Source organism: Kitasatospora sp. NPDC058406 (assembly GCF_042722765.1).
In the GTDB taxonomy this organism is placed as follows: domain Bacteria; phylum Actinomycetota; class Actinomycetes; order Streptomycetales; family Streptomycetaceae; genus Kitasatospora.
Genome location: NZ_JBHXKE010000128.1, coordinates 1 through 26,294, shown reverse-complemented (window position 1 = coordinate 26,294; position 26,294 = coordinate 1). Strand labels below are relative to the sequence as shown.

General features: G+C 71.8%; 19 protein-coding genes and 1 riboswitch. Of the genes, 11 read left to right on the top strand and 8 right to left on the bottom strand.

Going from position 1 to position 26,294, the window contains the following annotated elements; translation table 11 throughout:
* Positions 1 to 59: 59 nt before the first annotated feature.
* Together ACFWOG_RS24025 and ACFWOG_RS24020 are read right to left on the bottom strand one after the other, a co-directional pair.
* Entirely contained in the window at positions 60 to 1,073 is a 1,014-nt protein-coding gene (locus ACFWOG_RS24025; protein WP_329883120.1) for a ribonucleotide-diphosphate reductase subunit beta, read from the bottom strand.
* Positions 1,073 to 3,499: a ribonucleoside-diphosphate reductase subunit alpha gene (locus ACFWOG_RS24020; RefSeq protein WP_380360891.1), complete on the bottom strand. Its 2,427-nt coding sequence runs from the start codon at positions 3,497 to 3,499 to the stop codon at positions 1,073 to 1,075. Before ACFWOG_RS24020 ends, ACFWOG_RS24025 begins: the two co-directional genes overlap by 1 nt.
* 184 nt (positions 3,500 to 3,683) lie before the next feature.
* Positions 3,684 to 3,826: riboswitch (cobalamin riboswitch) on the bottom strand.
* 506 nt (positions 3,827 to 4,332) lie between these two features.
* On the opposite strand from ACFWOG_RS24020, the gene ACFWOG_RS24015 reads away from it, so the two are divergent.
* The 5 genes from ACFWOG_RS24015 to ACFWOG_RS23995 all read left to right on the top strand — a co-directional run bounded on the left by ACFWOG_RS24015 (position 4,333) and on the right by ACFWOG_RS23995 (position 10,896).
* Positions 4,333 to 5,283: a hypothetical protein gene (locus tag ACFWOG_RS24015; protein ID WP_380360888.1), complete on the top strand. Its 951-nt coding sequence runs from the start codon at positions 4,333 to 4,335 to the stop codon at positions 5,281 to 5,283.
* Between the two features lie 165 nt (positions 5,284 to 5,448).
* The gene (locus ACFWOG_RS24010) at positions 5,449 to 6,921 is read left to right on the top strand and encodes a glycoside hydrolase family 26 protein (RefSeq protein WP_380360887.1); all 1,473 of its coding nucleotides are present in this window, start codon (positions 5,449 to 5,451) and stop codon (positions 6,919 to 6,921) included.
* Between the two features lie 226 nt (positions 6,922 to 7,147).
* Positions 7,148 to 7,996 carry a hypothetical protein gene (locus ACFWOG_RS24005; RefSeq protein ID WP_380360885.1) on the top strand — a complete coding sequence of 283 codons (849 nt, stop codon included), beginning with the start codon at positions 7,148 to 7,150 and terminating at the stop codon, positions 7,994 to 7,996.
* A 73-nt stretch (positions 7,997 to 8,069) separates the two neighbouring features.
* Positions 8,070 to 9,521, top strand: coding sequence for a glycosyltransferase family 2 protein (locus tag ACFWOG_RS24000; protein WP_329883116.1), 1,452 nt, complete (start codon positions 8,070 to 8,072; stop codon positions 9,519 to 9,521).
* 28 nt (positions 9,522 to 9,549) lie between these two features.
* Positions 9,550 to 10,896: a glycoside hydrolase family 113 gene (locus ACFWOG_RS23995; protein ID WP_380360882.1), complete on the top strand. Its 1,347-nt coding sequence runs from the start codon at positions 9,550 to 9,552 to the stop codon at positions 10,894 to 10,896.
* 22 nt (positions 10,897 to 10,918) lie between these two features.
* Here the strand turns inward: ACFWOG_RS23995 and ACFWOG_RS23990 are convergent, their stop codons facing one another.
* Positions 10,919 to 13,171 (bottom strand): acyltransferase family protein, encoded by a 2,253-nt coding sequence (locus ACFWOG_RS23990; RefSeq protein WP_380360880.1) that lies wholly within the window; start codon positions 13,169 to 13,171, stop codon positions 10,919 to 10,921.
* A gap of 114 nt (positions 13,172 to 13,285) precedes the next feature.
* Positions 13,286 to 13,780, bottom strand: a complete 495-nt coding sequence (locus ACFWOG_RS23985) for a GNAT family N-acetyltransferase (protein ID WP_380360878.1) — start codon at positions 13,778 to 13,780, stop codon at positions 13,286 to 13,288.
* 437 nt (positions 13,781 to 14,217) lie between these two features.
* Between ACFWOG_RS23985 and ACFWOG_RS23980 the strand changes: the two genes are divergently transcribed.
* Entirely contained in the window at positions 14,218 to 15,279 is a 1,062-nt protein-coding gene (locus ACFWOG_RS23980) for a helix-turn-helix domain-containing protein (RefSeq protein ID WP_380360876.1), read from the top strand.
* A 66-nt stretch (positions 15,280 to 15,345) separates the two neighbouring features.
* Here the strand turns inward: ACFWOG_RS23980 and ACFWOG_RS23975 are convergent, their stop codons facing one another.
* The 4 genes from ACFWOG_RS23975 to ACFWOG_RS23960 form a co-directional block, all read right to left on the bottom strand.
* On the bottom strand, positions 15,346 to 16,119 hold the full coding sequence (locus ACFWOG_RS23975) for a histidine phosphatase family protein (RefSeq protein WP_380360874.1): 774 nt from the start codon (positions 16,117 to 16,119) through the stop codon (positions 15,346 to 15,348).
* 163 nt (positions 16,120 to 16,282) lie between these two features.
* Positions 16,283 to 17,896 (bottom strand): monocarboxylate uptake permease MctP, encoded by a 1,614-nt coding sequence (gene mctP, locus ACFWOG_RS23970; protein ID WP_329883110.1) that lies wholly within the window; start codon positions 17,894 to 17,896, stop codon positions 16,283 to 16,285.
* Complete coding sequence (locus tag ACFWOG_RS23965) at positions 17,893 to 18,162, bottom strand: DUF3311 domain-containing protein (protein ID WP_380360872.1); 270 nt, start codon at positions 18,160 to 18,162, stop codon at positions 17,893 to 17,895. The genes mctP and ACFWOG_RS23965 overlap by 4 nt, the downstream gene beginning before the upstream one ends.
* 392 nt (positions 18,163 to 18,554) lie before the next feature.
* On the bottom strand, positions 18,555 to 19,355 hold the full coding sequence (locus tag ACFWOG_RS23960; protein ID WP_329883108.1) for a GntR family transcriptional regulator: 801 nt from the start codon (positions 19,353 to 19,355) through the stop codon (positions 18,555 to 18,557).
* Between the two features lie 336 nt (positions 19,356 to 19,691).
* Here ACFWOG_RS23960 and ACFWOG_RS23955 point away from each other — a divergent pair, with 336 nt between their 5' ends.
* The 5 genes from ACFWOG_RS23955 to ACFWOG_RS23935 all read left to right on the top strand — a co-directional run bounded on the left by ACFWOG_RS23955 (position 19,692) and on the right by ACFWOG_RS23935 (position 26,238).
* On the top strand, positions 19,692 to 20,981 hold the full coding sequence (locus tag ACFWOG_RS23955) for an extracellular solute-binding protein (protein ID WP_355399387.1): 1,290 nt from the start codon (positions 19,692 to 19,694) through the stop codon (positions 20,979 to 20,981).
* 89 nt (positions 20,982 to 21,070) lie between these two features.
* The gene (locus ACFWOG_RS23950) at positions 21,071 to 22,099 is read left to right on the top strand and encodes a sugar ABC transporter permease (protein ID WP_355399385.1); all 1,029 of its coding nucleotides are present in this window, start codon (positions 21,071 to 21,073) and stop codon (positions 22,097 to 22,099) included.
* Positions 22,096 to 22,923: a carbohydrate ABC transporter permease gene (locus ACFWOG_RS23945; protein WP_329883105.1), complete on the top strand. Its 828-nt coding sequence runs from the start codon at positions 22,096 to 22,098 to the stop codon at positions 22,921 to 22,923. The genes ACFWOG_RS23950 and ACFWOG_RS23945 overlap by 4 nt, the downstream gene beginning before the upstream one ends.
* Before the next feature lie 7 nt (positions 22,924 to 22,930).
* Positions 22,931 to 24,484, top strand: a complete 1,554-nt coding sequence (locus tag ACFWOG_RS23940) for a glycoside hydrolase family 3 protein (protein WP_329883104.1) — start codon at positions 22,931 to 22,933, stop codon at positions 24,482 to 24,484.
* A gap of 458 nt (positions 24,485 to 24,942) precedes the next feature.
* A complete protein-coding gene (locus ACFWOG_RS23935; protein WP_329883103.1) occupies positions 24,943 to 26,238 on the top strand; it encodes an extracellular solute-binding protein in 1,296 nt (431 codons plus the stop codon).
* Positions 26,239 to 26,294 lie beyond the last annotated feature (56 nt).

Below are 26,294 nucleotides of genomic sequence, written 5' to 3'. Positions count from 1 at the left end.
GCGGAGGTTCCGTACGGGGCAGCGGGCGTCGGCCCCGGCGGGCCGGGGCCGGGAGGGGCCTAGAACTCGTCGTCGAAGGAGACCGAGCCCTCGACGGCGACCTGGTAGGCGGAGACCCGGCGCTCGAAGAAGTTGGTCAGCTCCTGGACGTTCTGCAGCTCCATGAACCCGAACGGGTTGGTGGAGCCGTACCGGACCGGCAGGCCCAGGCGGGCGAGCCGCTGGTCGGCCACGGCCTGCAGGTACTCGCGCATCGACTCGGTGTTCATGCCGGGCAGGCCGTCACCGCACAGGTCCTGGGCGAACTGGAGCTCGGCCTCGACGGCCTCCTCCAGCATCTCGGTGACCTGCTGGGCCATCTTCTCGTCGAAGAGGTCGGGCTCCTCCGCGCGGACGGTGTCCACCACCGACATGGCGAAGTCCATGTGCATGGACTCGTCGCGGAACACCCAGTTGGTGCCGGTGGCGAGGCCGTGCAGCAGGCCGCGGCTGCGGAACCAGTACACGTACGCGAAGGCGCCGTAGAAGAACAGGCCCTCGACGCAGGCCGCGAAGCAGATCAGGTTCAGGAGGAACGCGCGGCGGTCCTCCTTGGTCTGCAGCGAGTCGATGTGGTCGACCGCGTTCATGTACTTGAAGCAGAACTGGGCCTTCTGGTGGATGGAGGGGATGTTCTCCACCGCGGCGAAGGCCGCGTTGCGGTCCTCGGGGTCGGGCAGGTAGGTGTCCAGCAGCGTCAGGTAGAACTGGACGTGCACGGCCTCCTCGAACAGCTGCCGGGACAGGTAGAGCCGGGCCTCGGGGGAGTTGATGTGCTTGTAGAGGCTCAGCACCACGTTGTTCGCGACGATCGAGTCACCGGTGGCGAAGAAGGCGACCAGGCGGCCGATCATGTGCCGCTCGCCCTCGCTCAGCTTGGCGAGGTCGGCGACGTCGGAGTGCAGGTCCACCTCCTCGACGGTCCAGGTGTTCTTGATCGCGTCCCGGTACCGGTCGTAGAACGACGGGTAGCGCATCGGGCGCAGGGTCAGCTCGAAGCCGGGGTCGAGCAGCATCTTCTGGGCGTCGGACATTACTGGCAGGCCTCGCAGGACTCGGGGTTCTCCAGGGAGCAGGCCAGCGCGGCCTCCTCCTCCGGGGTGAGGGTCGGGGCGCCGACGGTGACGGCGACGGGACCGGCCGGGACCGGGGCGGCGGTGCGGGCGGCGCCGGAGGCGGCCTGGGCGATCCGGGTGGCCGGGCGCGAGCGCAGGTAGTAGGTGGTCTTCAGACCGACCTTCCAGGCGTACGCGTACATCGAGCTGAGCTTGCCGATGGTCGGGGCGGCCATGAACAGGTTCAGCGACTGGCTCTGGTCGATGTACGGCATGCGGGCCGCGGCCAGGTCGATCAGCGCGCGCTGCGGGAGCTCCCAGGCGGTGCGGTACAGCGAGCGGACCCCGGCGGGCAGCCAGCCGAGCTCCTGGACCGAGCCGTTGGCGTCGCGCAGCGCGTCCCGGGTCTGCTGGTCCCAGACGCCCAGCTCCTTGAGCTCGCGCACCAGGTACGGGTTGACCTGGAGGAACTCGCCGGAGAGGGTCTCGCGCTTGAACAGGTTGGACACCTGCGGCTCGATGCACTCGTACACGCCGGCGATCGAGGCGATCGTCGCGGTCGGGGCGATCGCCAGGAGCAGCGAGTTGCGCAGGCCGGTGGAGGCGACGCGGGTGCGCAGGGCCTCCCAGCGGTCGGCCCACTCGGGCGCGGCGCTCGGGAAGTGGTCGATGTGCAGCTCGCCGCGGGCGGCGCGGGTCTCCGCGTACGCCTCGTGGCGGCCGAGCTGCTCGGCCAGGTCGGCGGAGCGCTCGTACGCGGTGAGCATGATGCGCTCGGCGATCAGCGTGGAGAGCTGCTTGGCCTCGGCGGAGTCGAAGTCCAGGCGGAGCCGGAAGAAGACGTCCTGCAGGCCCATCACGCCGAGGCCGACCGGGCGCCAGCGGGAGTTGGAGGCGCCGGCCTCGGGGGTCGGGTAGAAGTTGATGTCCACCACGCGGTCGAGGAACGTCACGGCGGTGCGGACGGTCGCGTCCAGACGCTCCCAGTCCATCGCGTTCAGCAGGTCGGCGGCGGTGGCACCGGCGGCGACGTGGGCGCCGAGGTTGACCGAGCCGAGGTTGCAGACGGCGGTCTCGGAGTCGTCCGTGACCTCCAGGATCTCGGTGCAGAGGTTGGAGGAGTGGACGGTGCGGCCGGGCAGCGCGGTCTGGTTGGCGGCGCGGTTGGACGCGTCCTTGAAGGTCATCCAGCCGTTGCCGGTCTGCGCGAGGGTGCGCATCATCCGGGAGTACAGGGTCTGCGCGGGGATGGTGCGGACGGCCTTGCCGGCCAGCTCGGCCTTGAGGTAGGCCTCGTCGAAGTCGGCGCCCCACAGGTCGACCAGCTCGGGGACGTCGGCCGGGGAGAACAGCGACCAGTCGGCGTTGGCGTTGACCCGGCGCATGAACTCGTCGGGGATCCAGTGCGCGAGGTTGAGGTTGTGGGTGCGGCGCGCCTCCTCACCGGTGTTGTCGCGGAGCTCCAGGAACTCCTCGATGTCCGCGTGCCAGGTCTCCAGGTAGACGCAGGCCGCGCCCTTGCGACGGCCGCCCTGGTTGACGGCGGCGACCGAGGAGTCGAGGGTGCGCAGGAACGGGACGATGCCGTTCGACTTGCCGTTGGTGCCCCGGATCAGCGAGCCGCGCGAGCGGATCCGCGAGTAGGAGAGGCCGATGCCGCCGGCGTGCTTGGAGAGGCGGGCGATCTGGGCGTACCGCGAGTAGATCGAGTCCAGGTTGTCCAGCGGCGAGTCCAGCAGGTAGCAGCTGGACATCTGCGGGTGCCGGGTGCCGGAGTTGAAGAGGGTCGGCGAGGAGGTCAGGTACTCCAGCCGGCTCATCAGGCGGTACAGCTCGGCCACCTCGCGCACCGACTGCTCGTTGTCGCCGACCGCCAGGCCACAGGCGACGCGGAGCAGGAAGTGCTGAGGGGTCTCGACGACCTTGCGGGTGATCGGGTGACGCAGCAGGTAGCGGGACTGCACGGTGCGCAGGCCGAAGTACTCGAAGCGGTCGTCGCCGGCCGGGTCGACCAGGGCGTTCAGCGCCTCGGTGTGCTTGGCGACGAACGCGGCGGTGGTGTCGCCGATCAGGCCCTCGGCGTGGCCGACGGTGATCGAGGTGGAGAAGGAGACCACGCCCTGGGTCGCCGCCTCGTCGACGATCTCCAGCGCGAGCAGCCGGGCCGCCAGCTTCGAGTACTGCGGGTCCTCGGCGATCATCGACGCGGCGGCGTCGATGGCCAGGCCGCGCAGCTCGGCGAAGTCCGAGCCGGCGTTGCGGCCGCGCAGCGCGGCGGCGGCGACGTGACCCGGGTCCACCTGGGGGAGGTCGACGCTGCGGTCGGTCAGCACGCGGAGGAGCGCGCCGCCGGGGTCGGAGACCGTACGGTCGGCGGGGGCGGAGCTGGAACCCTGGGCGGGCAGGGTGACTGAGGCAGCGGTGGTCAAGGCGCTCTCTCCTGGCGGCGATCGGCGTCGGTAGATCGGGGGGCCGGGCCGTTCGGGGCAGGGGAGGACGGCGCGGGCGCCCGTGGCGTCGCGCGGCGTGTCGTCCCCGGCCCGCCCGCGAGGCCCGGAAGGTGGTGCTCGTGCTGGGGCCTCTGCGGGGAGGCGCTCGCACACCGTCGGCAGGTACTCGGACTCGCGGGCTCCCATGGGGAGACGGCCGCTCACCGCTGCGGGGCAGTCCCGGACTCGCACCGGGTTCCCCTGCGTCGACAGCAGGGTCGAGCATACATCTAGTGGTGCTCTCTCGATGCGACACCACATGTTGTGCAGCGCGGCGTGTTGGCGCGATGACCGCTGGTACCGGGGCGGGAGCCGGGAAGGGGCGCGGGCCGGGGTTCCGGACGCCCCGGGGCTTGTCAGGATTCGGAAACGGAATGGTGACCGGGGCGGTCGCCGGTCAGGGCCATGCCCTACGATCTCGCCTCATGAGCGACGGAACGGGCGTGCCCGGGGAGTGGTCTGGACAGCCCGCTTCGCCGGGGGAGCAGCCGGCCCCTCCCGCCGGTGCGGGGGGCGCACAGAACCAGCAGCCGGGTGGACCCGGACCGGTGCCGCCGGGGCAGCAGCCCTCCGGCGGCCAGGCCGTGCCGCCGGCACCGGGCGGCTTCGGACCGCCTCCGGCGTCGTACGGACCGCCCGCGCCGCCGCCGGCCCGGCCGCCGGCGCCCGCGGCGCCGCAGCCGCCGCAGTCGATCCAGGTGCCGCCGCCCGTTCAGCCGCCTGTTCAGCCGCCCGCGCCGCAGCCTCCGGTGCAGCCCCAGCCGGCGCCGCAGCCCCAGCCGCCGATGCCGGTGCCCTCGCACCACTGGCAGCATCCGCCGCAGCCGCAGCCGCAGCCGCAGCACCTGCCGCCGCCGCAGCAGCCGCAGCAGACCGAGCCGGACTGGGCCGCGCTCGCCGACCGCAACGCGGCCGAGCACCGGCGCAAGACCCGGTTGAAGATCATCGGTGCGGCCGTCGCCGTCCTGATCATCGGCGGCGCCGTCGCCGGCGGCCTGCTCCTGCTGGGCAAGGACGGCGACGAGAAGCCGATCGCCGGGCCCACGTCGACCGCGACCGGGGCCACCCAGCAGCCGGCGCCGTCTCCGACCGGTTCCGCCAAGCCGACCCCGACGTCCACCCCGACGCCGACCCCCACTCCGAGCGCGACCCCCGACGACCCGTCGAAGCCGCTCTGGGACGCCTCCACCGACCCGGCCCCGCAGGACGCGGCGGCGCTCTTCTCGGCGCTCACCGTGACCGTCAACGGCGCCACCTGGAACCGGACCGTCGTCTCGCTCGACTCGCCCTGCTGGGACGGCAACTCCACGGTCGGCGGTCTCGGCCGGGCGCTCGGCGACCAGGGCTGCCGCCAGGTCCTCCGGGCCACCTACGTCTCCGGCGACAGCGCGGTGACGCTCGGCGTCGCCGTCTTCGACCACAAGATCCAGGCCGAGACGGCCCTGAAGAACTACGTCGGCCACCTCAAGGGCGCCGCCGCCCCGGGGGCGCCGGTCTTCTGCGCCACTCCGGGCTGCACCAACACCAAGAGCATCCTTGGACGCTACGCCTACTTCACCGTCGAGGGTTCCGCCAAGGGCGGCAACACCGCGGACGCCGCCGCGACCGCGGCCGCCACGGGCTTCGGCGAGCACGTGAAGAACCAGCTGCTCCAGCGGGCCAAGACGCCCGCGGCCCCGCCGGCGGCCCCGGCGGGCTGACCGCCCGCCGCCGGCCCGGCCGGCCGTCCCCCGCGTGCCCGCTCGCCGGGACGCGGGGGAGTGTGGCAGGCTCGCGGGCTGTCAGTCGTACGCGTGTCCGGTCGTGGCGGCCCGGGCGTCGCCGCCGGGCCCCCCGGCCGACCCCGGTCTCCGGAGGAGTGCCCCGTGGCCCTGCCCCGCCCGTTGCACGGCAAGCCGGCCGCCCTGGCCGTGTCCGCCGCCGTGCTCGCCACCGGCGCGCTGGTGCTCGGCGGCCGGGACGACCGCTCCGCCCCGCCGCCGCCCGGCCCCGCCGGGCCGACCGGACGCAGCGAACTCACCCTCAACGGCGCCGGCCGCGCCCTGCCCCCCGAGGTCGGCCGCGACCTGCTGGCCCGTGATCCGCAGGCCTCGCCGAACGCCCGGGCCGTCCAGCAACTGCTCGCCGACCTGGAGGCCACGGCCCGGTCCGGCCGCTCCGGCGGCACGGTGATCGGCCAGCACATCGAGGGGCACAACGAGCGCTACAACCCCGAGTACGGCGACTACCGGGGCACCAAGCCGGTCGGCTACTACTACAAGAAGGCCGCCGACATCACCGGCAAGCTGCCCGGCTTCGTCGAGACCGACCTCGGCCCCGGTTACGGCCAGAGCGGCTGGGGCGTCGGCAACCCGCGCTCCTACTCCGAAGGGCGCTGGCCCGCCTGCGCGGTCGGCTGGCAGTACACCGACGACGCGGTGGACCTGATGGCCGCCGTCTGGTCCGGCCACCCGCGTGCGGCGGACGGTACGTACGGCGCGGCCGGCGTCCAGAAGAACTGCGACGGCACCGCCACCGAGCTGCCGGACAACGGCGGCGCCCCGGCCGGCCTGGTCGGCATGTCCTTCCACCAGCCGTACCCGGGTTCGGACGTCAAGTCCTTCGACCGGGTGCTCTGCTCGTCCTCGCCCGCGGCCGGCGACCCGGGCTGGTTCGGCCGGGTCGTGGACAGCACCGGCGGCACCCCCGAGTACCGGGCGCTGCTGACCGACCTGTCCTTCCTCGCCGACCACCTGGAGTACCTCGCCGCCCACGACGTGCCGGTGCTGCTGCGCCCGTACCACGAGATGAACGCGGCCGACTGCGCCCGCGGCTTCTGGTGGTCCGGCCAGAAGCCGGCCGACTACCAGGCGCTCTGGCGGATCACCTACCACTACCTGGTGGAGACCCGGGGCCTGCACAACCTGCTGTTCGCCTGGACGCCGGTCTCCTGGGACGGCGCCCCGGGCGTCGACCCGTGGAACTACTACCCGGGTGCGCAGTACGTGGACCTGGTCGGGGTGGACGACTACAGCGGCAGCCCGGCGCGCCCGATCGGCACCGGCGAGGTGTGGACCAAGCGCTACTACGACGGCCTGGCCGGGTACGGCAAGCCGCGGATCCTGGCCGAGTCCTTCGCCGTCCCGGTCAACTCCCGCCAGTCGGACACCCTGCGGCGCACCCCGTGGACGATCTGGACGGTCTGGGGGCAGTCGCTGACGGCGGACAACCTGACCCCGGACCAGCCGCGCAACTCCAACGCCGACGTCAAGGCCACCTACGACGACGCCCTGGCGCTCACCGGCGGTTCGGCGGCGTTCGGGGCGAACGTGGACTGGAGCGGCCTGCACGTGCGGTGATACCGGTCGGCGGCGGCCGGGGCCCGGGTGCCGGGGCCGGTGCCGGTGCCGGGGAGGCGGACGGCGGTGCGCCGGGCCGGGCCACCGGCTGCGGTCGCGGCCTTCGATAACAAGTCGGCGGCCCCGGGCCGCCCGGAATTCCGGGCCGCCGACCCGTGTGGCATCCTGTGGCCCGGAATCGAGCGGGCTGATGCCGGGGGACACCCGGCGGGCGGGGGTACGGGAGATGACACAGGTGCGTCCGGACCGCCCGGCCGGTGGCATCGCCGTGGCCTGGGGAGCCGTCCTGCTCGGCTGGGCGGCGTACAACTGCTTCTGGCAGGCCGGTGTCGCCACCTTCGTCAAGGGCATCTTCTACTACGGCAGCGACGCCGTGACCGCCGAGACCGGCAGCCTCAACTACGGCCTGCTGTACCTGGTCTCGGGCGTCCTGTTGCTGCGCGGGCACGGCTGGGCGCGCGGGGTGGCGGTCGGTGTGGCGCTGGTCGAGGGCTACAACCGGGTGCGCAGCCTGACGGGTGCGCTGCTGGACGAGCCGCAGCGCCGCTGGTTCACCGGGACGACCGAGGGCTGGCTGAAGCTGGTGACCTTCGGGCTCGGCGTGCTGGTGACGGCGGTGCTGGTCCTGCTGCTGGTCCGCTCGCTGCGGCGGCCGGAGACCGGCCGGGAGCCGGCGCCCGGCCCGTGGGCGGCGCAGTCGCCGTTCCCCGGGCAGACGTTCCCGGGGCAGCCGCCGTTCGGCGGGCCGGTCCAGCAGCACGCCCAGCATGCCCAGCCGCATGCCCAGCAGGCGCCGGCCGCCTGGGCACCGCAGGCCCAGCCCTACCCCCAGCCCCAGCCGCAGGCGCAGCCCCAGCCGCAGGCGCACCCCCAGCCCTACCCGCACGAGCAGCCGACCCAGACCGGCTGGCCCCAGCCCCAGCCCCAGCCCCAGCCCCAGCCGTACGCGTCCGGTCCGGCGGCCCCTCAGCAGCCCTGGCCGGCCCCGCCGGTGGCGCCCGGACCGGTCACGCCGGGCCCGATGGCGCCCGGTCAGGTCCGGCCTCCCCAGGACACCCCGCCCTACCCGGGGTAGCCTGCTGGATGCTCCGGCCGTTGGGCCGGACGGATGAACGCTCAGCCGAAGACGACGAGGAACCCCTTTCACCATGACCTCAGCAACACCGGTGCGGACGGTCCTGACCACGTCCCGCGAGGCGGCCAGGCTCGCCGACCGGCAGATGTCGTGGAAGCCCCGGGTCGTCCCCTTCTACCTCTCGTTCCTGGTCATCTTCGGCTTCTCGACCTGGGCCTACGTGCCCAACCCGACCCCGCTCGGCTGGGTGATCACGATCCTCTGGGGCATGCCGGTGTTCGGCGTGCTGATCGGGTTCCAGGGCGTGCTGATGGTGCGCCGCCGGATCCGCAAGGCCGGGCGGATGACCCCGCCGGTGCCGGTCGACGACGACTACCTGATCGTGCTGGTACCGACCATCGGCCGGCACGACACCTACCCGGCGCTGGAGCGCTCGGTCCTCTCGTACGTCGAACACCTGCCGGTCTACTTCCCGTGGATGCGGGTGGACATCCTCACCGAGGAGGGCTGCGCGGCCGGCGAGAAGATCGACGACCTGGCCGCCCGGCACCCGCTGATCCGGGTGGTGACCGTCCCGAAGGCGTACGAGACGCCGAACGGCACCAAGTTCAAGGCCCGCGCCAACCACTACTCGCACGAACTGCGGATCGACGAGGGCGAGGCCGAGGACGACGTCTGGGTGCTGCACATGGACGACGACACCGGTGTCGGGCCGGACACCGCCGCCGCGGTGGCCCAGTTCATCAACCGGCAGCGCCGGGCCGGGGACGACGCCAAGCACATGGCGCAGGGCATCCTGACGTACCCCCGCGAGAACGCCGTCTCCACCTTCACCTGGCTCGCCGACGCGATCCGCCCGGCCGACGACATCGCCCGGTTCCGCGCGATGACCGGCACCGGCACCCCCATCGCCGGCGTGCACGGCGAGCTGCTGCTGGTGCGGTCCTCGGTCGAGGCCACCATCGGCTGGGACTTCGGCCCGAAGACCATCGTCGAGGACGCCCAGATGGCGCTCAACTTCTGCCTGCGCTACCCGGGCCGCAGCGACTGGTTCAACGGCCGCTGCTACGGGGCGTCGCCGGCCGGGGTCAAGGACTTCCTCAAGCAGCGCGAGCGCTGGGCCTGGGGCCTGGTGGCGCTCTGCTTCAACAAGTCCATCCCGCTGCGGTTCCGGCTGTTCATCGGGATGGGCATGGTCAGCTGGGTGCTCGGCCCGCTGCAGCACGTCGGTCTGGTGCTGCTGGTCGCGTGGTTCACCGGGACGATGAACACCTCGCCGGTGACCCAGTCGGTGGTGCTGGTCTGGTCGATCAACTTCGCCTACGTGATCTGGACGTACTGGGAGGGCCTGCGGCTGAACGTGGTCGCTTCGGCCAACCACCGGCGCAAGTGGTGGGAGCCGATCGTGGTGGTCGCGGCCATCCCGCTCTTCTCCTTCCTGGAGGGCTGGGGCGGTCTGCGGGGGCTGATCAAGTTCCTGCGCCGCGAGGAGAACAAGTTCGTCGTCATCGCCAAGCCGGCCTGACGGATCACACGGGACTGCTGCCAGAGCCATGAAACGTTTCGTCATCTTCATCCTGCCGACCGCCGTGCTCGGCATCACCGTGGGCGTCCCGATCCTGTTCGGGGACCACCCGGTCAAGTTCGACCACCGGCGGCCGACCGAAGTGCACTTCGCCGGCGTCGCGGAGGAGCAGGGCCGCGTCTGGGGCTTCGGGAAGGACACGCCGCAGGAGCCAGTGGACACCGGCCCCAAGGTGGTCCGGCCGTGGACCGAGGGCAGCCCCGAGTGGGGCGTCCAGGTGTACTGGCTGGACGACCCGAACGACCCGGAGAACTTCGTCCGGGGCAAGGTCGACCGCATCGTCGACTACGTGGTCGGGCTCAACGCCAACGCGCTCTCGGTGACGTTCCCGTACTACACGGTGGGTGCCAGGGCCAACGCGGTCGCGGCCCGGCCGACCACGCCCGGCCCGGACCGGCTGGCCCTGCTGCTGGACGCCGCGCACCGCGCGGGCCTGCGCACCACCGTCCGGCCGCTCCTGGACGAGGAGGCGCTCAAGTACACCACCACCGGGAACTGGCGCGGCAACATCGCCCCGGCCGACCGGGACGCCTGGTTCGCCAGCTACGCCGCCTTCCTGACGCCGTACCTGAAGACCGCCCAGGACCACGGCGCGGCCGAGTTCACCATCGGCACCGAGTTCAACTCGCTGGAGAGCGACCCGCACTGGGCCGGGCTGGTGGAGCAGGCGCGGAAGACCTTCCGCGGCGAGCTGGCCTACGACGCCAACTGGGACAACTGGTCCAAGGGCGCGATCCCGGTGCCGGTGGAGCAGACCGGCGTCGACGCCTACTTCCCGGCCAAGTCGGCGGGGGACGACGCCTCCGCGGCGGACCTGGTGGCCAGCTGGAACACCTGGCTGGACAAGCGCGGCAAGGGCGTGCAGCCGACCACCAAGCTGACCGAGGTCGGCATCCCGGCGCAGAAGGGCGCGTACAAGACGCCCGGTGACTTCTACACCAGGCGCGAGCTGAACGAGCCCGTGCAGGCGACCTGGTTCACCGCGGTCTGCCAGGTCGCCCGGGAGCGGAAGCTCGCCGGGGTGTACTTCTGGTCGCTGTACTTCGGCATCGACCCGACCCTGCCGACCACCGAGGACACCCCGCGGATGGACTTCGCCGGCCGGCCGGCCTCGGAGAAGGCGATCCGGGACTGCTTCGCGCAGACGTACGAGGTGCCCGCGGCCCCCGAGGGCCATGGCACCGCCGCCGCGAGTGCGCCCGCCGCCCCGGGCACGACGGCGAGCCCGGCCCCGGGTGCCACCACGCCGGCCCCGAGCAGTCCTGCCCCGAGCGGATCGGCCCCGGGCAGCCCGCAGGCCACGCGCAAGCCCTAGCAGGACCCGGCTAGGGCTGGGGCTAGGGCTGGGGCTTGGCGGACGGGCTCGTGCTCGTCGACGGCTTCCCGGCCGCCGGCGGCTGGGTCGTCCCGGTCGCCCGGCCCGTCGGCGTGCTCTGGCCGGTGGGCGTGGGCTGGCCGGTGGCGGCCGGCGACGCCGTCTGGGCGGGTGCCTGGGCGGGTGCCGGGGCCGGAGTGCCCGGTTGTCCCCCCGGGGTGGCCTGCGGCGTCGCGGGCGGGGGCCCGTCGGCCCGCACCCCGGCGAGCGCGTCCGAGATCTGCTGCTCCAGCCACGGCGTGACCACCCGCATGCCGGCCGGCGTCAGGTGCACGCCGTCGGTGGCGGGGGAGACCAGGTGGCCGTCGCGGTCCTTCCAGAGGCAGGTGCCGTCCGGGCAGTAGAAGGCGTTCAGGTCGAGCAGTTGGACGGTGCCGGCGGAGCCCCGTACGAACTCGGCGACCTGCTGGTTGTAGCAGGTGCCCCAGGTCTTGTTGATCGCGCCGTTCTCGACCCGCTCGTTCATCAGCAGCACCTTGGCGTCGCCCGCGCGCTGCCGGATCAGGCCGACCGCCTCGGCGAGCTGGGTGCCGTACCGGGTGCGGTAGTACTCGTCGCACGGGTTGAGCCAGGTGCCGTCCAGGTACTGCTCGGCGGCGTCCCAGCCGAGGTGCAGCACGACCGCCTGCGCCCCGGTCCGGCCCAGGTCCCGCTCCCAGCGCCCGGTGCGGTCGCGGCACTCGTCGGTGGTGTCGAACTCCTCCTTCGAGGTGCCGCGCACCCTCTCCGCGCCGAACACGCCGCAGCCGCTGATCCCGCCGTCGACCACCCGGAAGCGGTCGCCGTGCCGGTACAGGCCGGTGGCGAGGTCCTGCGAGAAGGAGTCGCCCAGCGCGAGCACCAGCGGCCGGCCCGCCGAGCCGGAGCGCATGTCGTACGAGACCCAGGCCGGCAGGTACCAGGCGCCGACGGTGGCGACCGCGGTGGTGGCGGCGAGGATCGGGACGGTCGGGAAGGGCCGCCAGCGCATGACCCGCACCCGCTCGGTCGCGGTGTGCAGCAGCCAGGCCAGCACCCAGGAGAGCGGTGCGCCGATCGCCAGCAGCATCGGCGGCGAGATGTCGTCGACGAACCGCTGGAGCATCCAGTAGACCGGCAGGTGCAGCAGGTAGAGGCTGTACGAGATGGTGCCGGTGAGCCGCAGCGGCGGCAGCGAGAGCAGCCGGACCAGCGGGCCGCGGTCGTGGCAGAGCGAGGCGACCAGGACGGCCGAGAGCGCGGCCACCGCGGCCAGGCCGCCCTGGTAGAGCCACGGCTGCTTGTAGTCGTGGACGGTGAGGCTGGCCGCGACCAGCCCGCCGAGCGTGGCGGTGCCCAGCAGGGTGAGCAGCGCGGTGCCGGCCGGTCCGGAGGCGGCCCGGAAGCGTCGCTGGGTGCGCGGGCCGGCCCCGGCGCCGTCCGCGGCCTTGCGCCGCAGCCGCAGGTAGACCACGAAGGCGGCGGCGGCCCCGGCGGCGAAGCCGACCGCGCGGGTCTCGGTGCCCAGGTAGAGGCGGTCGGCGTTGGAGCCGTTCCACATCAGCGGGGCGACGGCGGCGGAGAGGACGAACAGCACGCCGGTGGCGATCCCGGTCGCGGTGAGCGAGCGGCGGCAGACCGCGTGGATGAGCAGCAGCAGCAGCGGCCAGACCACGTAGAACTGCTCGGTGATGCTGAGCGACCACATGGCGGCCAGCGGGTCGATCCCCGCGTAGTGCTGCCAGTAGGCGTCCCCGCGCTCCAGCTGGGCCCAGTTGGCCACCTGGGCGAGGGCGGCCAGGGCCTGGGGGCGCAGCTCCTTGACGTCCTTGAGCGGGCTGACCAGGGCGGAGAGCGCGACCACCAGGAAGACGGTGGCCAGCAGGCCGGGCAGCAGCCGCTTGGCACGGCGGCGGTAGAAGACGCCGAGCGCGATCCGGTCGGTGCGGTCCAGCTCGCGGATGAGCACCAGGGTGACCAGGAAGCCGGAGAGGACGAAGAACGCGTCCACGCCGAACAGGCCGTTCTGGAACCAGTTGGTGTGGTAGAGCAGCACGGAGGCGATGGCGAGGCCGCGCAGGCCGTCGACCGACGCGAAGCGCACGGACGGGGGGAGGGGGCGGGGCGGCTCCGGAGGGGGCGCCGGTACCGCGTACCGGCTGCCGCGCGGGGCCGGGATACCCCGGGCCTCGCGCATGTCCTGGAGCGTGGGTCCGCTCGCCGCCGAGGGCGCGCCGAGGCTGGGCCCGTCGTGCATGGGTTGTTCTCCCCCGATCGATGGGCTGCCGCGAGGTGTCTCGATCAGAGGTTTATATCAAAAGACCCCGGTTGATCGTCGGCCGGCCACCCGGAACCGGGGCCGGACCGGGCGTCAGAACGCCAGGCTGTACACCATCAGATCCACGCCAGGGTGCGGCGACCAGTCGCGGTCCGGGGACCGGCGGAAGCCGACCCGCCGGTAGATGCGGTGGGCGGTGGTCATCTCCGGGCGGGTGGAGAAGGCCATCCCGGCCAGGCCGAGCTCGCGGCTGCGGGTGAGCGCCGCGCGGACCAGGGTCTCGCCGACGCCCCGCCCGCGGGCGGCCGCCGAGGTGGCGAGCATCCGGATCTCGCCCTCCTCGGGGGTCGCGATGTCGGCCCACTCGGTGCCGCCGACCGCGAAGGTCACGCAGCCGAGCACCCGTCCTTCGGCCGCGTCGACCGCGACGAGGAGTTCGGCCTCCCGGGCCCGGCGGGCGGCGTCGCGCAGGAGGTGGACGTAGTCGCTCTCGGGCGAGGTGTGCCCGTCACCGACGAAGGCCTCGACGGTGATGCGGCCGGCGTCCTCGAAGTCCTCGGCGCGGGCCGGGCGGATGGCGATGTCCATCCGGTCAGTGTGCCGGAACCGCTGCCGGCGCCGGTCGCCGGGTCGGCCGTGGACGGACCGACGCGGTCGCCGGTGGTGTCGGCGGTTCCGGTGGCAGTGAGGGGAGCGGAGGGGGCGGTGGCGGTGGCGGGGTCGGCGGACGGGCGGAGGGAGGCGGCGGGCATGGTGCCGTAGAGCCGGTCGGGCAGGGCGGGGTCGACGGGGTAGCCGCCCGGGCGGTGCCAGTTGTCGCGTCCGGCGGCGTCCTGCTGCGCCACCTCGCGTCCGATCAGGGCGCCGAGCAGGCCGATTCCGCCGACGGCCCCGACCAGGGCGAGTGCGCTGGCGATGGTGTCGGAATCCATGACTCCACTCTGCTCGCGTCGCCGGACGCCTACGAGTGGCAGGAATGCCTTAATGCATCGAAAAACTGCCAGCGGTCGTCCTATCCTGGGGGCATGCTCAAGAACGTGGTCGCGGTGGTCCTCGAAGAGCTCCACCCCTTCGAGCTCGGTGTCGCCTGCGAGGTGTTCGGCCTGGACCGCAGCGCGGACGGCCTGCCCGGGTACGACTTCGCGATCGCGGGCGCCCGCCCCGGCCTGCACCGGACGCACGCCGGCTTCTCCGTCGACGTCCCGCACGGCCCCGAGCGCCTCGCCGAGGCCGACCTGGTCGTGGTCACCGCGACCGGCGTCCGCCCCGCGTACCCGGCTCCGCTGGTGGACGCGGTCCGGGCGGCCGTCGAGGGCGGCGCCCGGGTGCTCTCCATCTGCAGCGGAGCCTTCGTGCTCGGCGCCGCCGGCCTGCTCGACGGCCGCCGCTCCACCACGCACTGGCGGCACACGGCGGAGCTGGCCTCGCGCTTCCCGCTGACCACGGTCGAGCCGGACGTCCTGTACGTGGACGACGACCCGGTGATCACCTCGGCCGGGACGGCGGCCGGCATCGACGCCTGCCTCCACCTGGTGCGCCGGATGCAGGGCGCCGAGGTGGCCCGCGGGATCGCCCGGCGGATGGTGGTGGCCCCGCACCGGGAGGGCGGCCAGGCGCAGTTCGTGAACCGGCCGATGCCGGAGCACGACGGGGACTCGCTCGCGCCGCTGCTCGACTGGATGCGTCACCACCTGGACCGGGAGTCGACCGTCGAGCAGCTGGCCGCCCGGGTCCACATGTCGCCGCGCACGTTCGCCCGCCGCTTCCAGCAGGAGACCGGCACCACCCCGCACCGCTGGCTGACCGGGCAGCGGCTGCTGCTCGCACAGCGGCTGCTGGAGTCGACCACGGAGCCGGTGGACGCGATCGCCGCCCGCTGCGGCTTCGGCAACGCGGCCACCCTGCGGCACCACTTCGGCCGCCGGCTGGGGACCACCCCGCTGGCGTACCGCCGCTGCTTCGCCGAGCCCGAGACGTCCGCCGTCCGGGCCACCGGGCCGTCCGTGCCGGCCGCCCGCGCGGGCGGCCCCGTACCCGGCCGTCCCGTACCCGGCCGTCCCGTACCCGGCCGTCCCGCGCCGGCCTGAGCGGCCCGGGCGCCCCGCCGGCCGGTGCCGCTCGGGCCGGCGCCGCTCAGGCCCGGGCCGCGGGGGTCACTCCCCGTCGCCCAGGTGCCCCGTGTCGTTCCAGTGCCCGGGCCGCAGCCGGTCGCCCTCCGCCCGCCAGAGGCTGGTGGAGCAGTTCCGCACCGGCTCCAGCGCGGTCAGCTGCGCCTCGGTGAGCCGGTCCAGCGCGTACCTCAGCATCAGCACGGTGCAGTCGTGGGCGACCAGCAGGACGGGCCGGCCGGCCTCCTCGGCGCAGATGTCGCGCAGCACGCTGCGCACCCGCAGCGCCACGTCCGCCCAGGACTCCCCGCCGGGCGGGCGGTAGTACAGCTCGCCCATCTTGCGCCGCCGGGCCGCCTCCTCGGGGTGCTTGGCCTCGATGGCGGCCTTGGGCAGCATCTCCAGGATGCCGAGTTCGCGGTCGCGCAGCCGCTCGTCGTAGCGGACGGCGAGGGAGACCGGGACGGCGCCGAGCCCGGCGGCCTGGGCGAGCGCGATCCGGGCGGTCTCGGCGGTGCGCACGTACGGCGAGCACCAGACGCTGCGCGGGCGGTCGGCGCTGGGCAGGCCGGCCCACCAGCGGCCGAGGGCGTGGGCCTGCTGCTGGCCGTGGAGGGAGAGCGGGATGTCCGCGTCCCGGCAGCTGATCGGCACGCTGAGCGCGCCGACGGCCTCGGCGAGCTGGAACTCGACGTTGGCGGTGGACTCGCCGTGGCGGGTGGCGATCAGGACGGACGGCAGGCCGGTGGCCGTCGCGCCGGGTGGGTGGGTGGTGGTGGAGAGGTGTTGACCGTTGAGCGTGGTGCCGAGTTCTGCCATCGCCGCTGCTCCCCGTGGGTCGGTCAGTTGCCGGCCGGTTCCGGTCCGGTCTGGTGGTGCCCTGTTGGTGCCCTGTCCGTGCGGCTGTTCATACATATGATCGCGCCGCCTCTCCAGTGTTGACGGAGGAGACGGCGCGATCACAGGGCGCGCACGGGGTGCGTCAGTGCGCCGTCACGGGCTCCGGCGCGTTCCTCGGCTCCTCGTCGCCGCTCTCGGCGCCGTAGTCGGCCGGCCGGGTCTCGTCCGGGCTCTCCGGGGCCTTGGCGGCCCGCAGCGCCAGGGTGAGCGCGACCGAGACCAGCAGGTTGAGCACGAAGGCGGTGAGCCCGATGTAGCCGATCTCGCCGATGCCGGGGATCTCGGCCGAGTTGCCGCCGAAGTGCTTGGTGGCCGGGCTGGCGATGCTGTACGCCTTCCAGGTGCCGTAGACCATGCCGGCCGCCCAGCCCGCCAGTAGCGCCCAGTGGTGGAACCAGCGGGTGAACAGGCCGCCGACGATCGCGACGAAGGTCTGCAGGATCCAGAGGCCGCCGAGCAGCTGCAGGTTGATCGCGGCCTGCTTGTCCATGCCGAGCACGAACACCAGCGCGCCGACCTTCACCAGCAGCGAGACGAACTTGGCCACCCGGGTCTCGTCGGCGGGAGTGGCGTCGGGCTTCAGGTACTCCTTGTAGACGTTGCGGGTGAAGAGGTTGGCCGCCGCGATCGACATGATGGCGGCCGGCACGAGCGCGCCGATCCCGATCGCCGCGAAGGCGACGCCGGTGAACCAGTCCGGGAACATGTTCTCGAACAGCTGCGGCACCGACAGCTGGGTGTTGAATGTCTTGTCGCCCTTGCCGACCCCGGCCGCGATCGCCATGAACCCCAGCAGCGCGAGCAGCCCCAGCATCAGCGAGTAGGCGGGCATGATCGCCATGTTCCGGCGGACGGTGTTGCGGGACTTGGAGGCCAGCACGCCGGTCACCGAGTGCGGGTACATGAACAGCGCCATCGCGGAGCCGAGCGCCAGCGTCGCGTACGTCCACTGCTTGTTCTCCGGCACGGTGAGCGAGCCGGTCGCCTTCGGCGCGGCGAACTTCTCGCCCGCCACGTCGAAGATGTGACCGAAGCCGCCGAGCCGGATCGGGATGTAGATCACCGCGACGATGATCACGACGTAGATCAGGGCGTCCTTGACGAAGGCGATCAGCGCGGGGGCCCGCAGCCCGGAGGAGTAGGTGTACGCGGCCAGCACGCCGAAGGCGATGAACAGCGGCAGGTCCTTGACGAACCAGTTGGCGTTCTCGCCGCCGCCCACGCCCAGGACGTCCAGCACCGCCTGGATGCCGACCAGCTGGAGGGCGATGTACGGCATGGTGGCGAGGATGCCGGTGAGCGCGACCACCAGCGAGAGCGGCTTGGAGCCGTACCGCCCGCGGACGAAGTCGGCCGGCGTGACGTACCCGTGGACCCGGGAGACCGACCAGAGCCGGGGCAGGAAGAGGAAGACCAGCGGGTAGGCGACGATCGTGTACGGCACGGCGAAGAAGCCCGCCGCGCCGGTCGCGTAGACGGCGGCCGGGACGGCGACGAAGGTGTACGCGGTGTAGAGGTCGCCGCCGAGCAGGAACCAGGTGACCCAGGTCCCGAAGCTGCGCCCGCCGAGGCCCCACTCGTCGAGGTGGAGCGCGTTGTCGGCGCGGCGCCACCGGGAGGCGAGGAAGCCCATCACGGTGACCAGCGCGAAGAAGAGGACGAAGACCGCCAGCGCGGGCACGTTGACCCCGTTCATCGGGCGCCACCCGCCTTCCGGTCGGCCCGGCGGGCCTTCTCGTCCCGGTTGATCAGCAGGTAGGCCGCGACCGTGAAGACGGCCGAGACCGGGACCCAGAGCAACTGGTACCAGTAGAAGAAGGGGACTCCGCCGGCTTCGGGGTCGAGCTTGTCGTACGAGCCCACCCAGAGCATCGCGACGATCGGCACCAGCAGGGCGAGCGCGGCCAGCACCCGCTCGGGGGTGACCGCCGGGAGGTCCGGGGGGCCTTCTGGCTCGGGCATGACAGGTTGGTCGGTATCGAGGTCTGACGACATGGTTCGGCTCCGCTTCGGAGGGTTTCACCTCGTCGGCGCCGCAACCCCGAGGAGTCGCACACCCCCCGCGGGTCCGCCGAGCAGCACCAGTGGTGATCGACAGTCAGTACGGATGCGGAATCTAGAGCATGGAGTGACCCGTGTCACTGGGTTCGCGCAACTTCCCGCCATCCGGGCGATGTGCGCGCCACCCCGGTGGTGCGCACGCCGGGTGGGTGCCCCGCACGCCTGGTCAGTGGAACGCGCGCCGGTAGGCGGACGGGCGCGGAGGAGGGGTACGCGCGCCGGGCAAACGGAACGGGCACCGGCGTGTGCGGGGAGTGCACGCCGATGCCCGGAAGCACGGAGGAGGGGTGCGGCTACTCGGGCAGCTCCGGCCGCTTGAGGCGGGTGATGAACTTGTAGCGGTCACCGCGGTAGATCGAGCGGACCCACTCCACCGGGTTGCCCTCGGCGTCGAAGGAGTGCCGGGCGAGCTGGAGCATCGGCAGGCCGAGGTCGGAGCCGAGCAGTCCGGCCTCGCGCGGGTCGGCGAGGGTGGTCTCGATGGTCTCCTCGGCCTCGGCCACGGTGACGCCGTACACCTCGCGCAGGGCCGTGTACAGCGAGTTGTGCTTGGCCAGGTTGCGGCGCAGGGCGGGGAAGCGCTTGGCGGAGAGGTGGGCGACCTCGATGGCCATCGGGTCGCCGTTGGCCAGCCGGAGGCGCTCGATCCGCAGCACCCGGCCGCCGGGCTTGATGTCCAGCAGCGGGGCCAGCCGGTCGTCGGCGGTGATGTAGCCGATCTCGATCAGCCGGGAGGTGGGCTCCAGGCCCTGGGCGCGCATGTCCTCGGTGTAGGAGGTGAGCTGGAGGGCCTGCGCCACCTTGGGCTTGGCGACGAAGGTGCCCTTGCCCTGGATGCGCTCCAGCCGGCCCTCGACGACCAGCTCCTGGAGGGCCTGCCGGACGGTGGTGCGGGAGGTGTCGAACTGAGCCGCCAGTGCCCGTTCGGGCGGAACCGGGGTCCCCGCGGGCTGGGTCTCGGTGAGCTGCAGCAGGTGGCGCTTGAGGCCGTAGTACTTGGGCACCCGGGCCGTCGGGTCTGCGCCGCCCTGCGTCGGTAGGTTCTTCACCTGGGGGTCGTTGACCTGGGCCGTGCTGCCCCCGTCGCTGCTCATCGGACCTGTCTCCCGCTTCTCGCGGGGCTTTTGGGGGCCCCGCCGCATCATTAACAACTCACATCGTTGCATGTATGGCTACGGAACGAATACCTCATCACGCGATGAACGATGTGCGGTGTCGGCTTGATAACGGGTGGTCCTGATCGGTCGAACAGCCGTTGACAGGCCCATTGGTCTAGGCCAAGCTCCAGGCATCTGGTCTACACCACTAGGCCGGTCACTATGAATCCCCCCACCCGTTCGCTGGGGTCCGCGGCACCTTTCCTCCCGCATTGTGTGGGTCCGCCGCAGCCACCCGACGGGGGTAACCCAGGCATCCCTCAGGAGGATGGCGTGAAGCGTCAGCTCATTGCGGCAGTCGGCGTCGCGGCCATGGTTGTTGGTCTCGCGGCTTGTGGCTCGGACGCGAAGAAGGACGACACCAAGACCGGTTCGTCCACCGCGGCCGATGGCAAGAAGGACTACAGCGGCAAGACGCTCAAGGTCTGGCTGATGAGTGGCTCGGCCCCCAAGGGCTGGGAGGACTCGGTGAAGACCGAGTTCGAGTCCAAGTACGCGGGCTCCAAGGTCGAGTTCCAGGTCCAGGAGTGGACCGGCATCGGCCCCAAGGTCACCGCCGCGCTCTCCGAGGGCTCCGTCGACGTCCTGGAGGTCGGCAACACCCAGACCGCCGGGTACGCCGCCACCGGTGGCCTGCTGGACATCACCAAGGACAAGGCCGCCATCGGCGGTGCCGACTGGGCCGCCAACCAGAGCGAGTCGGCGATCCTGGACGGCAAGCAGTACGCCGCCCCGTGGTACGTCACCAACCGCGTCGTCGCGTACAACAAGGACCTCTGGGCCAAGGCCGGTCTGACCGCCACCCCGAAGACCCTGGACGAGTTCTACGCCGCGCTGGACAAGCTCAAGGCCACCCCCGGTGTCGCCGACCCGCTGTACATGCCGGGCCAGGAGTGGTACGTCTACTTCGGTCTGCTCACCACCGAGGGTGGCAAGCTGGCGAAGAAGGACGGCGACAAGTGGGTCGGCGGCCTGTCGTCCCCCGAGGCGCAGAAGGCCTTCGAGACCTACAAGACCATCCAGGGCAAGTCGGTCACCGGCGCCAAGGACAAGGACGAGGCCAAGCCGCAGCAGAAGGACGTCTTCGGCAAGGGCGACGTCGGCTCGATCATCGGCCTCGGCTGGGAGCTCCCGGACGAGAAGGCCATCCCGAAGGACAAGATCGGCTTCTTCCCGCTCCCGGGCAAGACCGCCGACAAGCCCTCCGGCGTGTTCCTCGGCGGCTCGAACCTGGCCATCGCCCAGGCGAGCAAGAACTCCGAGATGGCCAAGGACTTCCTGGCCGTCGCCCTGAACGACAAGAACGAGGGCCTGGTCGCCGCGGCGGGTCTCATCCCGAACAAGAAGGCGCTCAACGACAAGGTCGTCGGTGACTTCGCCACCGCCGCCAAGGACGCGGCCGTCGTGGGTGGCATCACCCCGACCACGCCGAACTGGGCGGCCGTCGAGAACGAGCCGAACCCGATCAAGGAGTTCCTGACCAACGCTCTGACCGGTGACTACGCGGCGGCGGCCAAGAAGGCCGACGACGAGATCGCCAAGCGTCTGAACGCCAAGCAGTAACAGTCGAGCGGCGTCGCTCACCGACTCCCGGCGGGGAGCCGGTGGGCGACGCCTGTCCGTCGTGGTCAGGTTGTCAGGAAGAGAGAACGATGGCTGTGCATTCGGAGCGGGTGCAGACACAGTCCCCGGCATCGGGGAAGGCTGCTGTGGCCACTACTGAGACGAGCGCCCACCGCGGTGGCGGCGCCGGCACCCCGAAGAAGAGCGCCAGACCGGCGGACGGTCCGAGCTTCGGCTCCCGGTTCGCGCCGTACCTGCTGCTCCTGCCCGCCACCGTGGCCACCCTGGCCCTGCTCGGCTGGCCCCTGCTGAAGACCGTCCTGGTCTCGTTCCAGAACCTGAACGCGCGCCAGCTCGTCCAGCACCTGACCGAGTGGAACGGCTTCGAGAACTACACCGAGCAGCTCAGCGACCCCGAGTTCTGGTCGGTCGCGGGCCGGAGCGTCGCCTTCACCGCGCTCAACGTCTTCCTGATCATGGTGGGCGGTTCGCTGGTCGGTCTGCTGCTCAACCGGCTCGGCAAGAAGATGCGGCTGCTGCTGTCGATCGGTCTGCTGCTCGCCTGGGCGATGCCGGTGGTCGCCGCGACCACCGTCTACACCTGGCTGTTCGAGACCCGGTTCGGTGTCGTGAACTGGTTCCTGGACACCCTGGGCTGGCACTCGATGGCCACCTTCAACTGGACCGGCAGCCAGTACTCGACGTTCTTCGTGATCCTCCTGCTGCTCGTCTGGGGCTCGATCCCGTTCGTCGCGTTCAACATGTACGCGGCCCTGACGACCATCCCCAAGGAGCTCTACGAGGCTGCCCGGATGGACGGCGCCGGCGCGGTCAAGATCTTCACCTCGGTGGTCTTCCCGAACCTCAAGCCGTTCTTCCTCGCCACGACCTTCCTCGAGGTCATCTGGATCTTCAAGGCCTTCACGCAGATCTACGCGATCAAGGCCGGCGGTCCCGACGGGCTCACCCGGACCCTGCCGATCCACGCCTTCCTGGAGGGCACCGGCCGCCAGCACTACGGCACCGGTTCCGCGATCGCGGTCCTCACCATCCTGATGCTGGGTGCGCTCATGGCGTACTACTTCCGCATCATTCTGAAGCAGGAGGACGAGCTGTGAGGCGCTCGCTCATCGGACGCACCTGGCCGAACGTGATCGCGGTCGTCCTCTTCGTCTTCTTCGTGTTCCCCGTCTACTGGATGATCGTCACGGCGTTCAAGCCGGACAAGGACATCGTCAGCAAGACGCCGGTGTTCCTGCCGCTCAACGCGACCTTCGACCACTTCAAGACCGCCATCGACGCGCCGAAGTTCTGGACGTACACCGCCAACAGCTTCATCGTCACGATCCTCGCGGTGCTGCTCTCGCTGGTGATCGCCACCCTGGCGGCCTTCGCCATCGCCCGGATGAAGTTCCGCGGCCGCAAGGGCTTCGTGCTGGTCGTCATGGCGGCCCAGATGGCGCCCTGGGAGGTCATGACCATCGCGGTCTACCTGATCTCCCGCGACAACGAGATGCTGAACAGCCTCGTCCCGCTCACCGCCTTCTACATGATGATGGTGCTGCCCTTCACCATCTTCACGCTCCGCGGATTCATCGCGGCGGTGCCGAAGGAACTGGAGGAGTCGGCCATGGTGGACGGCTGCACCCGGACCCAGGCCTTCGTGAAGGTGATCTTCCCGCTGCTGGCGCCGGGCCTGATGTCCACCTCGCTGTTCGGCTTCATCACGGCCTGGAACGAGTTCCCCCTGGTCCTGATCCTCAACAAGACCGAGGGCCAGACGCTGCCGCTGTGGCTGTCCTCCTTCCAGACCAACTTCGGCACCGACTGGGGCGCCACCATGGCCGCCTCGACGCTGTTCGCCCTGCCGGTGCTGATCCTGTTCGTCTTCCTGCAGCGCAAGGCGGTCGGTGGCCTCACCGACGGCGCCGTGAAGGGCTGATCCCGCCATGAGCATCCTCGTACCCACCCTCCCGGCCTCCGACCAGCTGCACCGCGACGCGCTGACCGTCCTCCAGCCCGGCTTCGTCGGCACCGAGCCACCGGAGTGGCTGCGCCGCCACCTGGCGGCCGGTCTGGGCTCGGTCGCGCTGTTCGACCGCAACGTGGCCGACCTCGACCAGCTCGCCGCCCTCACCGGGGCGCTGCGGGCCGAGAACCCCGACCTGCTGATCGCCATCGACGAGGAGAGCGGCGACGTCACCCGGCTGGAGGCGGGCTCCGGCTCGTCCTGGCCCGGCAACCTCGCGCTCGGCGCGATCGACGACCCGGCGCTGACCAGGGACGTCGCCCGCGAGCTGGGCCGGGCCCTGGCCGCCGCCGGCGTCAACTACAACTGGGCGCCCACCGCGGACGTCAACTCCAACCCGCGCAACCCGGTGATCGGCGTCCGCTCGTTCGGCGCCGACCCGGAGCTGTGCGCCCGGCACACCGCCGCCTGGGTGGAGGGCCTGCAGTCGGCCGGTGTCGCGGCCTGCTCCAAGCACTTCCCGGGGCACGGCGACACCGCGGTCGACTCGCACCACGGCCTGCCGGTCATCGACGTCGACCTGGACGTGCTGCGCGCCCGCGACCTGATCCCGTTCCAGGCCGCGATCGCCGCCGGGACCAAGGCCGTGATGACGGCCCACATCATGATCCCGGCGCTCGACCCGAAGCTGCCCGCCACGCTCAGCCCGCTGGTGCTGCGCGACCTGCTGCGCGCGGCCCCGGAGGACGGCGGCCTCGGCTACCAGGGCCTGATCGTCAGCGACGCCATCGAGATGGGTGCCATCGCCGACACCTTCGGCATGGGCGACGGCACCGTGCTCGCCCTGGCGGCCGGCGCGGACGCGATCTGCGTGGGCGGCGGCCTGGCCGACGAGGCGACCGTGCTGATGCTGCGCGACGCCATCGTGGCGGGCGTGCAGTCCGGCAAGCTCGCCGAGGAGCGGCTCGCGGACGCGGCCGCCCGGGTGCGGGCGCTCGGCAGCTGGGGCCGGATCGCGGCCCAGGGCGAGCGGCCGGAGGCGGACCTGGCGGTCGGCCTGCGGGCGGCCCGCCGGGCGCTGCGCGTGGTCCGCGCGCCGGGCCGGGAGGTCCTGCCGGTGACCGAGCGCCCGTACGTGGCCTCGTTCTCCGCCGAGCCGAACATCGCGGTCGGCGACGTCACCCCGTGGGGCGTGGCCGGCATGCTGGCCGACCGCTTCCCCGGCACCCGGACCCGCGAGGTCGGCCCGGAGACCGCCGAGCCGGCGGTGCTGGACACGGTGGTGGCGGAGGTGCTGGCCGGCGCCGAGGGCCGCCGCCTGGTGCTGGTGGTCCGGGACGTCCACCGGCACGAGTGGATGTCCGCCGCGCTGGCCCGCCTGGTGGCGGCCCGCCCGGACGCCGCGGTGGTCGAGATGGGCCTGCCGCAGTCCGAGCCGGTCGGTGCGCTGCACATCGCCACCCACGGTGCCGCCCGGGTCTGCGGGCTGGCGGCCGTGGAGGTGCTCACCGGGCAGCCGGGGGCGGTCGGCTGAGACCGTCCGATCTCCGGCCGGGGAGTCCCGGCCGGGCCGTGACACAGGGTGCCGGGAGGCACGCGCCCAGCGGGCCCGTCATGCGCATGTCGCATGGCGGGCCCGCTGCCGTTTCCCCCCGTTGACCTGCGATGTCGCAACCTGACAGTGTTCCCTCAAATCCTCCTTAAGGCACCCTTAAGTTCTACTTAGGGTAACGGTGGGGCCACTGATCGCCACGCGGTACAACAGGTCTGCAACGGCCCTGGCTGCCAGGCCATTTGGCGTTGACACCGTCAGTGGTCTAGGCCAGGCTCCAGTTCATCCGGTTCGAATTTCAATTTCACCGGATGTGGTATAGGCCCACCCCTAAGCTCTTCGCCGCCCCTCCCCGGACACCGTCCCGGCGGGCGCCACCACGCTGCCGGCGGGCACAGGCTCTAACACCCTCGGAGGATGGCGTGAAGATGCGTCGGCTCATGGCTACGGCCGGAATCATGGCGCTCGCGGTCGGACTGACGGCTTGTTCGTCGGGCGGCTCCGCGTCAAGCGACGCCAAGAACGCCTCGACGGACCCGAAGACCGCAACCGGCTCCGTCACCGTCTGGCTGATGGACGACGCCCAGAAGAGCTGGCCGGACCTCGTCCAGCGGGTGAACGACGACTTCGCCGCCAAGTACCCCAACGTCACCCTGAAGCTCGCCTACCAGGGTTGGGCCGACAAGGTGACGAAGCTGGACAAGGCGCTCGCCGACGGCACCGCCCCGGACGTCGTGGAGCTCGGCAACACCGAGACCATGAAGTACGTGCTGTCCGGCGCGCTGGCCCCGGTGGAGCGGAACACGTTCGACAACTCCGACTCCTGGATCAAGGCGCTCGCCAACACCTGCACCTACCAGGACAAGCTCTGGTGCGTGCCGTACTACGCGGGCGCCCGGGTCGCCATCTACAACTCGGCCGCCTTCCAGCAGGCCACCGGCAACGCCGAGTTCCCGAAGACCGAGGAAGAGCTGCGCACGGCGCTGGACAAGGTCGCCGACAAGAACAAGGCCGACCGCACCTACTCGTCGCTCTACCTGCCGGGCCCGTACTGGTACGCCGCGATGAGCTACGTCTCCGCGTACGGCGGCGCCATCGCCCGGTTCGACAGCGCGGGCAACTGGCACGGCACCCTGAGCGACCCCAAGTCCCAGCAGGGCATCACCCACTTCGTCGACCTGGTGCGCAAGTACAACAAGGGCGACCTCGCGGTGAACGAGCAGAACCAGTTCGAGTCGATGGCCCGCGGCCACGCGGCGGCGTTCTACGGCAACGGCTTCGAGTCCGCCAGCGTCACCGCGCCGGTCACCGGCGACCCGAGCCTGAAGGACGCCGTCAAGGTGGCCACCATGCCCGGCCCGGGCGGCAAGCCGCTGCCGACCTTCATCGGCGGCTCGGCCCTCGCCGTCACGTCCAAGTCGCCCTCGGCGGCGCTGGCCGCCGACTGGGTCCGGATGTTCACCAGCACCAAGTCCCAGCAGGCGCTCGCCGACAAGGACATCCTGCCGAACAACCTCACCCAGCTGAACCCGCTGAAGAACAAGCCGGCCACCGCCGCCGCGGCCAACGCCGTGCCGGACGCCTGGTTCACCCCGCTGGCCCCCGGCTGGGGCGCGGTGGAGAAGCAGAAGATCCTGCCGGACATGCTGACCGCGATCCTCAAGGGCAAGTCGGTGGACCAGGCCGCCAAGGAGGCCGACGCCGCGATCGACCAGCTGATCAACAAGGCGGGCTGACCGGACGGGCGGGCTGACCGGACGGGTCGGCCGATCGACAGGGCCGGCCGGTCGAC